This window comes from Pseudomonas sp. BCA17, assembly GCF_004519405.1.
Lineage (GTDB): Bacteria > Pseudomonadota > Gammaproteobacteria > Pseudomonadales > Pseudomonadaceae > Aquipseudomonas.
In genome coordinates this window covers 364,210-376,192 of the sequence record NZ_SGWI01000003.1, presented here as the reverse complement: position 1 = coordinate 376,192, position 11,983 = coordinate 364,210, and the positions used below count along the sequence as shown (strand labels likewise).

Annotated in this window: 11 protein-coding genes; 4 read left to right on the top strand and 7 right to left on the bottom strand. The window is 60.5% G+C overall.

From position 1 onward, the window contains the following. Positions 1-9: 9 nt before the first annotated feature. The gene (gene hemB / locus EXW71_RS14225; protein WP_134659366.1) at positions 10-1,023 is read right to left on the bottom strand and encodes a porphobilinogen synthase; all 1,014 of its coding nucleotides are present in this window, start codon (positions 1,021-1,023) and stop codon (positions 10-12) included. A gap of 209 nt (positions 1,024-1,232) precedes the next feature. Here hemB and EXW71_RS14220 point away from each other — a divergent pair, with 209 nt between their 5' ends. Then, a complete protein-coding gene (locus EXW71_RS14220) occupies positions 1,233-1,868 on the top strand; it encodes a DedA family protein (protein ID WP_123716489.1) in 636 nt (211 codons plus the stop codon). On the opposite strand, the gene EXW71_RS14215 is transcribed toward EXW71_RS14220, so the two are convergent. Further along, the gene (locus EXW71_RS14215; protein ID WP_134659368.1) at positions 1,849-3,084 is read right to left on the bottom strand and encodes a sterol desaturase family protein; all 1,236 of its coding nucleotides are present in this window, start codon (positions 3,082-3,084) and stop codon (positions 1,849-1,851) included. The genes EXW71_RS14220 and EXW71_RS14215 overlap by 20 nt on opposite strands. Positions 3,085-3,199: 115 nt before the next feature. Between EXW71_RS14215 and elbB the strand changes: the two genes are divergently transcribed. Continuing rightward, positions 3,200-3,865 carry an isoprenoid biosynthesis glyoxalase ElbB gene (elbB, locus tag EXW71_RS14210; RefSeq protein ID WP_134659370.1) on the top strand — a complete coding sequence of 222 codons (666 nt, stop codon included), beginning with the start codon at positions 3,200-3,202 and terminating at the stop codon, positions 3,863-3,865. A 159-nt stretch (positions 3,866-4,024) separates the two neighbouring features. On the opposite strand, the gene EXW71_RS14205 is transcribed toward elbB, so the two are convergent. The 4 genes from EXW71_RS14205 to EXW71_RS14190 form a co-directional block, all read right to left on the bottom strand. Beyond that, complete coding sequence (locus tag EXW71_RS14205) at positions 4,025-5,920, bottom strand: FTR1 family protein (RefSeq protein WP_134659372.1); 1,896 nt, start codon at positions 5,918-5,920, stop codon at positions 4,025-4,027. 269 nt (positions 5,921-6,189) lie between these two features. Further along, positions 6,190-6,822, bottom strand: a complete 633-nt coding sequence (locus EXW71_RS14200) for a LysE family transporter (protein ID WP_134659374.1) — start codon at positions 6,820-6,822, stop codon at positions 6,190-6,192. Between the two features lie 70 nt (positions 6,823-6,892). Beyond that, positions 6,893-7,447, bottom strand: coding sequence for a mechanosensitive ion channel family protein (locus EXW71_RS14195; protein ID WP_123716494.1), 555 nt, complete (start codon positions 7,445-7,447; stop codon positions 6,893-6,895). After that, the gene (locus EXW71_RS14190; protein WP_134659376.1) at positions 7,447-9,357 is read right to left on the bottom strand and encodes an ATP-binding cassette domain-containing protein; all 1,911 of its coding nucleotides are present in this window, start codon (positions 9,355-9,357) and stop codon (positions 7,447-7,449) included. The genes EXW71_RS14195 and EXW71_RS14190 overlap by 1 nt, the downstream gene beginning before the upstream one ends. Positions 9,358-9,407: 50 nt before the next feature. On the opposite strand from EXW71_RS14190, the gene EXW71_RS14185 reads away from it, so the two are divergent. Further along, positions 9,408-9,872 carry a TIGR02444 family protein gene (locus EXW71_RS14185; RefSeq protein ID WP_134659378.1) on the top strand — a complete coding sequence of 155 codons (465 nt, stop codon included), beginning with the start codon at positions 9,408-9,410 and terminating at the stop codon, positions 9,870-9,872. Here the strand turns inward: EXW71_RS14185 and EXW71_RS14180 are convergent. Then, positions 9,869-11,092, bottom strand: coding sequence for an AlgP family protein (locus EXW71_RS14180; RefSeq protein WP_134659380.1), 1,224 nt, complete (start codon positions 11,090-11,092; stop codon positions 9,869-9,871). The two genes, EXW71_RS14185 and EXW71_RS14180, sit on opposite strands and share 4 nt — an antisense overlap. A gap of 192 nt (positions 11,093-11,284) precedes the next feature. On the opposite strand from EXW71_RS14180, the gene EXW71_RS14175 reads away from it, so the two are divergent. Then, on the top strand, positions 11,285-11,962 hold the full coding sequence (locus tag EXW71_RS14175; protein WP_134659382.1) for an FKBP-type peptidyl-prolyl cis-trans isomerase: 678 nt from the start codon (positions 11,285-11,287) through the stop codon (positions 11,960-11,962). The last annotated feature ends 21 nt before the right edge of the window (positions 11,963-11,983 follow it).

Below are 11,983 nucleotides of genomic sequence, written 5' to 3'. Positions count from 1 at the left end.
CTGTGAGGGCTATTGTTGCTCTCTAAGCAATTGGGCAGCGCGGGCGGCGAAGTAGGTCAGAATGCCATCGGCGCCGGCACGTTTAAAGGCTGTCAGGGATTCGAGGATCACCCCTTCACTCAACCAACCGTTCTGGATCGCGGCCATGTGCATGGCGTATTCACCGCTGACCTGGTACACAAAGGTCGGCACTTTGAATTCCTCTTTGACCCGGTAAAGGATGTCCAGGTAAGGCATCCCTGGCTTGACCATCACCATGTCGGCACCTTCAGCCAGGTCGGCCGCCACTTCGTGCAGGGCTTCATGGCTATTGGCCGGGTCCATCTGGTACGAAGCCTTGTTGGCCTTGCCCAGGTTAAGGGCAGAGCCCACCGCATCGCGGAACGGGCCGTAGTAGGCGCTGGCGTATTTGGCCGAATAGGCCATGATCCGCACATTGACATGGCCGGCCAGTTCCAGAGCTTCACGAATCGCCTGGATGCGGCCATCCATCATGTCCGACGGCGCGACAACCTGGGCGCCTGCCGCTGCATGGGACAACGCCTGCTTGACCAACGCATCGACAGTAATGTCGTTCTGAACATAGCCATCTTCGTCAAGAATGCCATCCTGCCCGTGGGTGGTGAACGGGTCCAGGGCCACGTCGGTGATCACACCCAGCTCCGGGAAACGTTCGCGCAGGGCACGGGTGGCGCGCTGGGCGATTCCGTCCGGGTTCCAGGCTTCGGCAGCATCCAGGGACTTGAGTTCAGACGGGGTCACGGGGAACAGCGCCAACGCCGGAATCCCCAATTCAACCCAATGGGCTGCTTCTTCAAGCAGCAAATCAATGGTCAAGCGCTCCACACCCGGCATCGACGCCACCGCCTCCCGACGATTTTCCCCGTCCAGCACAAAGACCGGCAGGATCAGATCATTCGTCGTCAGTACATTTTCACGCACCAGGCGGCGGGAAAAATCATCACGACGATTGCGACGCAGACGGGTGGCGGGAAACAGGCGATGGGCAGGGGTAAAGCTCACGACAGACTCCTGAGCCCGCGTTTACGGGCGAGCGTTGCAGTTATAAGCGGCCATTATGACGAAGGAATGACAGTTGTGCTTATCGATGCGACCTGTAGTCGCATTCGTCGTTTATGTAGGATTTGTTCACTTCGTGACACATCTCGATACTTTCATGAATGTTCACGAAGGCGTAGGCTGCGCGTTCATTTCGCCAGCACCCCCAGACCATGCTTCAACAATTTCTGCATGACTTCGGCTACTTTGCGCTCTTCCTGGGCACCTTCTTCGAAGGCGAGACCATTCTGGTTCTCGCAGGCTTCCTGGCTTTTCGTGGATACATGGATATCAACCTGGTGATGGTCGTTGCCTTTTTCGGCAGCTACGCCGGCGACCAGCTTTGGTATTACATGGGCCGCAAGCACGGTCGCAAGCTGTTGGCGCGCAAGCCGCGCTGGCAATTGATGGGCGACAAGGCCCTGGAGCATATCCGCAAACATCCGGATATCTGGGTGCTGAGCTTCCGCTTCGTCTACGGGTTGCGCACGGTAATGCCCGTGGCGATCGGCCTTTCCGGTTACCCGCCGTTGCGCTACCTGCTCCTCAACGGTATTGGGGCCGCTATCTGGGCGGTGGCCCTGGGCGCTGCGGCGTATCACTTCGGCGCGGTGCTGGAGGGCATGCTGGGCAGCATCAAGAAATACGAGCTGTGGGTATTGGGCGCGTTGTTGGTACTGGGCTTCGGCCTGTGGCTGCGTCGTCGGATCAAAAACGCGCGCATCGCCCGCGAGGCCTGCGCCGAGGCCAAGGCGCGGCTCGCGGCCGAGCAGGCCCCTGTCGAGACGCCTAAGACACCAGTCGAGTAACCGGGCCTCTGCAGCAGTAGAGGCCAATCACGCTGAGCAGGCTGTAGCTCAGCAGGCCCAGCCAGCCCAGGTTGCTGGCCGGCCATAACCCGACAGCCGGCGCCAGCCATACCAGCGGTACATTCAGCACCAAGCGCGAGAGCTCTGCCTTCAGCGCCCATGGGCGATTCTCCAGGGCCACGCCCAAGGTGAACAGCCCCAGTGCCATGGCCCCCCACCCCAGAATCAACGCCGCCGTGGGCAACCCCTCGCCGAAATTCATCAAATAACTGCCAAACCCTACATACGCGGCAAATTGCAGGGCGATATAGATCTGCTGCCGCGCGTCCAACGATACTTCGAATTTGCGGAACTGGCTCAGGTCATGTTTGGCCATCGGATACCTGGCTTTCACATCCGCAGGACGCCAGCCGGTGCGCATGAACCAGATCCGCAGCTTGTCCCACCAGCGCTCGGTACGCCGCGCATCGTTCCACAGCTGTGCATAAAACTGCAGATTGGCCCAGAGCGGGTTCCAACTGGCCAGGGGCGTGGTGACGCCAAAGATCACCGGCTCGTTATCGTCCTCCTCTTGGAAAGAGCCGAACAGCCGGTCCCAAATAATGAACACGCCGCCGTAATTGCGATCCATGTAGAGCGCGTTCTGTGCATGGTGGGCGCGATGATTGGATGGCGTAACGAAGAACCACTCGAACCAGCCGAGCTTGGGCACATGACGGGTGTGCACCCAGAATTGGTACAGCAGGTTGAGCGACGCCACGCTGATAAACACCACCAGCGGCACACCGAGTACAGCCAGGGGCAGATAGAAGATCCAGCTCAACAGAAAGCCGGTACTGGTCTGACGCAGTGCGGTGGTGAGGTTGTAGTCCTCGCTCTGATGGTGCACCGAGTGCGCGGCCCACAGGATATTGCGCTCATGCCCCATGCGATGGAGCCAGTAGTAACAGAAGTCGTAGAACACGAAGGCGAACACCCAGGTCCACACGCTGTGGGCCGAGAGTTCGATCAACGCCAGGTGCTCAAGGGCGAAGGCGTACGTCAGCAACCCTACGCCCTTGGTCAGAAGCCCCGTGGTGGTAGACAACACACCCGTGCTGAGGCTGTTGATGGCGTCCGCCACGCGATAGTTGCGCGCGCCACGCCAGCGGTCGGCGAGCAGCTCGATCACGATCAAGGCGATGAAAAACGGTACCGCGTAAGGCACGAAGTCCATGGGCTAGTCCGATGTTTTTTGTTACATCAAGATTAGGTGTAGCGGCAGGAGATCCCATTGGCAACAGGTGACAAATTAGTAGACATTTAACGCCACGAAATAGGGAGAAATACTCATGAGCAAAAAGATCGCAGTGATCCTTTCCGGCTGTGGCGTATACGACGGCGCAGAAATCCACGAAAGCGTGATCACCCTGCTGCGTCTCGACCAGCGTGGCGCTCAGGTTCAATGTTTTGCCCCGGATATCGCGCAACGGCATGTGATCAACCACCTCACCGGCGAAGAGATGCCCGAGTCACGCAATGTGCTGGTGGAGTCGGCGCGCATCGCCCGTGGCGAGGTAAAGGACATACGCGAGGCGAGCGTCGACGACTTTGACGCGCTGATTGTGCCGGGCGGATTTGGCGCAGCCAAGAACCTGTCGGACTTTGCCGTAGAAGGCGCCGCTTGCACCGTCAACCCGCAGCTGCTGGAACTGGCGGAAGCCTTTGCAGAGGCCGGAAAACCCGTAGGCCTGATCTGCATCTCCCCTGCCCTGGCCGCCAAGATCTACGGCCCCGGTGTGACCTGCACCATCGGCAACTGCCCTGACACGGCAGCGGCCCTGGACAAGATGGGCGCCACCCACCAGGAATGCTCGGTGGAAGATATTGTTGAGGACAAGGCACGCAAGTTGGTGAGCACGCCGGCCTATATGCTTGGCAAACGCATCAGTGAAGTCGCTTGCGGCATCAACAAGCTGGTGGACCGGGTGTTGGAGCTTACCCACGAGAACGATTGATCGGGCCGTCGGGCACCTACGTTGGGGCGCGCGGGCTTATTCCACGCCGGCTAGCAAGCCGCCCCCAACCCAGCAATCGCGTTTTAGCTGAATCACCGCGCTGGCTGGATCAGGGCGGCTTCGCTACCCCGGCGCGGGGCAAGCCCGCTCATTGCAGCGTCAGGCAACCACTCGACGCTTTTCCGCCAGGCGACTACGGCCATACAGCACCATAATCGCCAGAATCGCCACGGCCTGCGCACTCAGCGAGTACGCATCGGCATGAATGCCCAACCAGTCGAAGTCAAAAAACGCCACCGGCCGGGTGCCGAAGATGCCCGCTTCCTGCAAAGCCTTCACACCATGCCCGGCGAATACCACCGACAGCGCGCACAATAGTGCCGCATTGATGCCAAAAAACAGCGCCAATGGCAGCTTCGCCGAGCCGCGCAAGATCACCCAGGCCAAGCCCACCAGCAGCACCAGCGCCGTGGCACCGCCGGCCAACACGGCGTTGTGCCCGGCCGGGCCTGCTTGCAACCACAAGGTTTCGTAGAACAGGATCACTTCGAACAGCTCGCGATAGACCGAGAAGAAAGCCAGCACGGCAAAACCAAAACGCCCACCGCCGCCCACCAGGCTGCTCTTGATGTAATCCTGCCAGGCGGCCGCGTGGCGGCGGTCATGCATCCACACGCCCAGCCACAACACCATCACACTGGCGAACAATGCCGTGCAGCCTTCAAGCAATTCGCGCTGGGCGCCGCTCACGTCAATCACATACGCCGCCAAGGCCCAGGTGCCCAGGCCGGCCAATAACGCCAAGCCCCAACCGACGTTGACGCTGCGCACGGCCGATTGCTGACCGGTGTTGCGCAGGAATGCAAGGATCGCCGCCAGTACCAGGATCGCCTCCAGGCCTTCGCGCAACAGGATCAGCAAGCCCGAGATGTAACTCAGTGACCAGCTCAGGCCGTCACCGCCCAACAGGCCGGCAGATTCGCTGAGTTTGCCCTTGGCCACATCCAGGCGTTGCTGCACCTGCTCGATCGGCAAACCATCCTGCAGCGACTGTCGATAGGCCATCAACGCCTTTTCGGTGTCCTTGCGCACGTTGGCGTCGACGTTATCCAGGGAGCTTTCCACCAGCTCGAAACCCTCCAGGTAAGCCGCTACCGAAAGGTCGTAGGCCTGCTCGTGCTCACCGTTGCGGAACGCGACGAGACTCTTGTCCAGGGTGGCGGCGGTGTAGTCGAGCAACTGCGCCGGGCCACGCTTGACCTGCGGCGGTTGCGCGCGCTGGGCGCGGAAGGTTGCGGCGACAGTCGGGCCGTCTGCAGCCAGCACTTCATTGGGGGTCTGGCGAGCCAGGTCGGCAAGGTTGAACACTTGCTCGCTTTTGGCGGCGGCCGGGTCGGCGGTGAAACCTGCGATGTAGGTGGCCAGGTCCCAGCGCTGACGGTCGTCCAATTGATCGGCAAAGGACGGCATGTCAGTGCCTTCAACGCCCAGGCCGAGGGTGTTGTAGATCGCGTAGAGGCTCAGGCGGTCCAGACGCGCGGCATCGCGCAGGTTGGCGGGTGGCGGGGTCATGCCCGTGCTGGCAGGCCCATCACCGGCACCGGCAGTGCCGTGGCACACCGAACAATGCTGGGCATATAGCGGTGCGCCGCGGGTCGGGTCGGGTGTAATGGCCGGTGCCTGGCTGACTTCATAAGCCACCGCCAGTTTGGCGCCCAGTTGACGAGCCTGATGGGCGACCGCCACACCGTCTTCATGGGCGGTAACCGCCGCCAGCAATTCATCGACGCCTTTGATCAACTCCGCGCGTTCAGGCCGTTCCGGCAACTGCGCTACCAAGCCTTGCAGTACCCCCAGAAACTCAACCTGTTCGCGGAATTCCGAGTCATCAACCACCTTGCCGGCCTCCACCGTCGGAGGGTAGTCGGCACCAATATAGTCCAGCAGATGCAGGGCTTGGGGGGCGCCCTCGGCAGTCGCGGCCAGCAGATTGAAACTGCACGACATCAGCGCCGGCAACATCAACCAGGCGAGAAAACGGAAGGGGGCAATCATGAATGAATCTCAAAGGTAAATACGAAGTAACACATTGTTGTGCTTTAGAGGGTTTGACTCAAGGCGTAAGTGACTTGATGTGTTGAGGGCGGGGGTTTAAAGCGAGGTGGTTGTTTTCTGGAATACTGCACAGGATCAAGAAGCGCAGGTGAAATAATCGTGCTGGGATAAAGCCCCGAAGGTATTGCGCCGAGTTTCAACGCTACAGGCAATAGCAACCGCATGTGGGAGGGTTTGCTCCCTCCCACATTTTTAATTGGCTTCGTCGATTACGCCGTTGCGCGGTGCAGGCTGGCCAGGAAACCCGCCGCGCCCACGAACAACCCGGCAAACGTCCGGTTCATGCGTTTTTGCTGTTTCGGCATACGCAACAGGCGCAGGACTTTCGACGCCAGCCCCGTGTAACCGGCCATCACGATCATATCGACGCTGATCATCGTCGCGCCCAGGATCAGGTACTGGACCAGCAACGGTGCTTGCGGGTTCACGAACTGTGGCAGTACCGCCAGCATGAACACCAGCGCCTTGGGGTTGCTGGCGTTGACCAGGAACCCCCGGAACATCATCGCCAACGGCTTGCCGATCGGGCGCACTGCCGCGTCATCGGTCATGTCCATGGGCAAGGCGCGCCATTGCTTGATCGCCAGGTACACCAGGTACGCCACGCCAAACCATTTGATGGCGTAAAACGCTGTGGAAGACGTCGCCAGAATGGCACCCAGGCCCCCCGCGACCACGGCGATCTGCATCGCCAGGCCAATTTGCAGGCCCAGGGCATTCCAGTAGCCACGTAAAAAGCCGTATCGCAGGCCGCTGGACATCGAGGCAATGGCACCTGCGCCAGGGGAAAGGGAAATGATCCAACTGGCCAGGAAAAAGGCCAGCCATGTATCGAATGCCATTACACACCTCGTTGCAAATTCGTCGTAAGCGCTAAGCTAACTCCGACCACCGAAGGCTGGCTATAAATTTCTATGCAGGCGTGTTCCAGCGTCGCACCGAGCGCTGGAAGAACAAACTGTTGGGCACCTGCACTATCGCGCCGTGAGTTCCTGCTTCTTCCAACTCGATCAGCGTGGTGTAGAGCAGGTTGATCGCCACCACACGTCCCTTCACGCCCGGCTTGTCGAGGGTGTCCACCAGCTCGACGATGTCACCCAGGCGGAAGGGCCCGACGGTGAAAATCAAGATCGCGCACAGCAGGTTGGACAGTACCGACCACATGGCAAAAAACGCCACGGCGGCGACCGCGACAAACCCCGACAGCGCCGTCCACAACACCGTGGCGGAGACACCCAGGCGGCCCAACACGAAGATCAGCGCACTGCCCATGATCAGCCAACGCAGACCACCGCGCAGGGGCATCAGCAGTTGCGGCGGGAATGGGTAGCGCTCACCCAGGCGGGTGAGCCCTTTGGCCACAAAGCGTTGAGCGAGGTAGCCGGCCAACAGGATCAGCAGAATCTGCACGCCAATCCACACCGGCTCGACCCACTGCGCCGGTAACGGCAATTGCAGCGCTTCCATCAGGACAGTGCCTCCAGCTCCGCTTGCAAGGTTTCCAGCAGTTCGAGGGCTTCCATCCAGGCTTCTTCCAACTGCCCTTCACGCACCTTGAGCTTGGCCTGTTCGGCCAGCAGGTCACGCAGCTCGTCCTTGCGTGCGGCTTCATACACGGCGCTGTCGCCCAGGCTGGCCTCAATACTGGCCAGGCGCTCGTGCACCTTGCCCAGTTCAGCTTCCAGCTTGTCGGCTTCACGCTTATGCGGCGCCAACTGTTGGCGCAGTGCGGCGGCAGCCTGGCGCTGGGCCTTCTTGTCGGTCTTGTCCGGGTTGACGGGCGTGTTGCTGGCCGGGGCGTTACGCAGACGGTAGTCCGTCAGCCAGCGGGCGTAGTCGTCCAGGTCGCCATCGAACTCTTCAACCTTGCCGTCAGCTACCAGCAGGAAGTTGTCGGTAGTGCTCTTGAGCAAATGACGATCGTGAGACACCACCAGTACCGCACCGCTGAACTCCTGCAAGGCCATGGTCAACGCCAGGCGCATTTCAAGGTCCAGGTGGTTGGTAGGTTCGTCGAGCAGCAACAGGTTGGGCCGGTCCCAGGCGATCAACGCCAGGGCCAGGCGGGCTTTTTCGCCGCCGGAGAAGTTCAGCACCGGCTCGTCGATGCGCGCACCGCGGAAGTCGAATCCCCCAAGGAAATCGCGCAAGGTCTGCTCGCGCTCGGTTGGCGCCAGGCGTTGCAGGTGCAGCAAAGGGCTGGCCTTGGCGTCCAGGGAGTCCAGTTGATGCTGGGCGAAGTAGCCCACCACGGTGTTTTCGCCGCGGGTCAGGCGACCCGACAAAGGCGACAGCTCCCCGGACAGGTTCTTGATCAGCGTCGACTTGCCCGCGCCGTTGGGGCCGAGCAAACCGATGCGGGCACCCGGCGTGAGCTGCAGCTTGACCTTCTCCAGGATGGTTTTGTCGCCATAACCCAGGCGGGCATCCGAGAGGTCCAGCAGCGGGCTCGAAATCTTCACCGACTCGCGGAACACGAAATCGAACGGCGAATCGACGTGGGCCGCCGACAGCTCTTCCATGCGCTCCAGGGCTTTGATCCGGCTCTGGGCCTGGCGGGCCTTGGTGGCCTGGGCCTTGAACCGGGCGATATAGCTTTCCATGTGCGCACGCTGCGCCTGCTGCTTCTCGTAGGCCTGCTGCTGCTGGGCCAGACGTTCAGCACGCGCACGTTCGAACGCGGTGTAGCCGCCACGGTAGAGGGTGATTTTCTTCTGTTCGACGTGGGCGATGTTATCGACCACGGAGTCGAGGAAGTCCCGGTCGTGGGAAATCAGCAACAAGGTGCCCTGATAACTCTTGAGGAAGTCTTCCAGCCACAGGATCGCATCGAGGTCCAAGTGGTTGGTCGGTTCGTCGAGCAGCAACAGATCCGAAGGGCACATCAGCGCCTGGGCCAGGTTCAGGCGCATGCGCCAGCCACCGGAGAAGTCGGCAACCGGGCGGTCCATCTGTTCGTTGGTAAAGCCGAGGCCGGCGAGCATCTTGCGAGCGCGAGCGTCGGCGGTATAACCGTCGGCACTGTCGAGTTCCGCGTGGAGGCGGGCCTGGGCGGCGCCGTCCTGGGCTTTCTCGGCCTCGGCCAGGTCGTGTTGCACCTGGCGCAGACGCAGGTCGCCATCGAGCACGTAGTCGATCGCAATGCGGTCCAGGGTGTCGACCTCCTGGCGCATATGGGCGATGCGCCAGTCGGCCGGCAGCAGACAGTCCCCGGAATCAGGGGTCAGCTCACCCAGCAACAGGGCGAACAACGTGGATTTTCCGGCGCCGTTGGCACCGATCAGGCCGGCTTTGTGACCGGCGTGCAGGGTCAGCTCGGCGTCTTCGAGAAGACGTTGCGGGCCACGCTGTAATGTTAGGCTTTGAAGTCGGATCATAATGGCGGCGGAGTCTACCAGCTTCGTTGACCGCTGGCTTGGGTGTGAATATGTGCGCTGACCTGTGGAGCTTTGCCCTTTCGACTTACGCCCGCCCGGGCGTCGAAGCCGCTTGCCTGCGCTTGCAGGAGCAGGGAGCGGATGTGTGCCTGTTGCTCTGTGGGGCATGGCTGGAACAACGGGGGGTGGCCGTGCGCACCGAGCGAATTGAGGCACTGAAACAAATCGCCGGACCTTGGCAGACACAAGTGGTTAAACCGTTGCGGCAGATGCGCGTGCAATGGCGAGCGTTGTCGCAACAGGATGAGCCGTTGGCGTCGTTACGCGAGCGGGTCAAAGCCCTGGAACTGGAGGCGGAACGCGAGTTGCTGGCACGCCTGGAAGCGTTGTCACAGGAGTGGCCGACGGAGGTGGGAGCAGGTCACCAGCCATGGCTGGAAAGACTGGCGGCTGAGGATACCGCCAATCTTGACCACGACGCGCTGCAACTGCGCGCCGTGGTCACCAGCACTTAGGAAGCGCTGGTTGGAGTGGTGCTTGGCGCTGCCGGTGCAGGGGTGCTGCTGGCCGACGCGGAGGGTGAGGCAGACGTTGCCGGGGCAGCAGCAGGTGTTGCTGGCTTGACCGGTGCGGGTGTTGCGGCGGCAGGTTTGGCAACTGGCTTAGCGGCTGGTTTTGCAGCAGCAGGTTTGGCAGCTGGCTTAGCGGCTGGTTTTGCAGCAGCAGGTTTGGCGGCTGGCTTAGCGGCTGGTTTCGCAGCAGCAGGTTTGGCAGCTGGCTTGGCCGCTGGTTTTGCAGCAGCAGGTTTGGCGGCTGGCTTAGCGGCTGGTTTTGCAGCAGCAGTTTTGGCAGCTGGCTTGGCCGCTGGTTTTGCAGCAGCAGTTTTGGCAACTGGCTTGGCCGCTGGTTTTGCAGCAGCAGTTTTGGCAACTGGCTTGGCCGCTGGTTTTGCAGCAGCAGGTTTGGCAGCTGGCTTAGCGGCTGGTTTTGCAGCAGCAGTTTTAGCAACTGGCTTGGCCGCTGGTTTTGCAGCAGCAGTTTTGGCAGCTGGCTTGGCCGCTGGTTTCGCAGCAGCAGTTTTGGCAACTGGCTTAGCGGCTGGTTTTGCAGCAGCAGTTTTGGCAGCTGGCTTGACCGCTGGTTTTGCAGCAGCAGTTTTGGCAGCTGGCTTGACCGCTGGTTTTGCAGCAGCAGTTTTGGCAGCTGGCTTGGCCGCTGGTTTTGCAGCAGCAGTTTTGGCCACTGGCTTGGCTACCGCTTTAGCAGGTGCTTTAGTGGCAACCGCTTTGCTCGCCGGCTTTTTCGCCGTGCTCGCTGCAACCGCTTTTGCAGGGGTACGAGCGCCCAGTGCTTTAGCGACGGCTTCCTTCACACGACCAACGCCCTGAGCCAATTTCAGGCTTTCCTGAGCATCTTTTTTGAGTTGGGAAATATAGGTGCGGGTTTCAGCCTGGCGATCCTTGAGGGCGTCGAGCAAGTCCTCGAGTTCTTTGACAGCGTCTTTGGCTTTGGCTTGAGCCTTGGCCTTGCCGGCAGTCGCGGCGTCTTGCAGTTTGGTGCGGGATTTGTGCAGTTTTTCTTGCGCTTTACCGCGTTGTTTTTCCAGCTTGGCGAGCAGTTTTTCTGCATCGGCCAAGGCTTGGGAACACGCGCTTTCCAGATGTTCGAGCAGGCTGCCCGAAAGTTGTTGGAGTAAGTGCAACGGGGTATTTACAGGCTTCTGTTTGGCCGACATGGTTTACCTCCTGGCTGACGTGGGTGCGGCTCATACTAGCCCTCTGCTCTTACCGCCGCTAGGGCATGTTGACAGTATCATTTGCCTTGCGTTGCAACGTGAGAAAATTCTTATCGATATAACGAAAAACCACGGCACTTTTTACCCACTCACACTGGCATAATCCGTCGCACTTTCGCCGGGAGAATGCCCATGTCGCGTTACCTTTTTCTAGTGCTTGGCTTGGGGATTTGCATGGCCAATGCGAGCGAGCAGCCCTCCTCCAAAACCATCGCGCCCGACCCGCACGATCTCGCGTACAGCCTGGGTGCAAGCCTCGGCGAACGTCTGCGCCAGGAAGTCCCCGACCTGCAGATCCAGGCGCTCGTCGACGGCCTCAAGCAAGCCTATCAAGGCAAACCGCTGGCGCTGGATAACACGCGCATCGAACAGATCCTCGCCCAGCATGAAGCGCAGATCGCAGCCGACGCCCAAGCTCCGCAAAGCGAAAAAGCACTCGCCACCGAACAGCAATTTCTGACTCGGGAAAAAGCAGCCAAGGGCGTACGCGAGTTGGCGGATGGCATCCTCCTCACCGAGTTGGTGCCGGGCACGGGTAACAAACCGTCAGCCACTGATGAGGTGCAGGTGAAATATGTAGGGCGGCTGCCCGATGGAACGGTGTTCGATCAGAGCACACAGCCGCAGTGGTTCCGTCTGGACAGTGTGATCAGTGGCTGGAGTTCTGCATTGCAACAGATGCCGGTAGGCGCGAAATGGCGCTTGGTAATTCCATCTGCACAGGCTTATGGCGCAGACGGCGCCGGTGAGTTGATTCCACCATATACACCGTTGGTGTTCGAGATCGAATTGCTCGGTACTCGCCGCTGACCCAATAAAAAACGGTGCGCC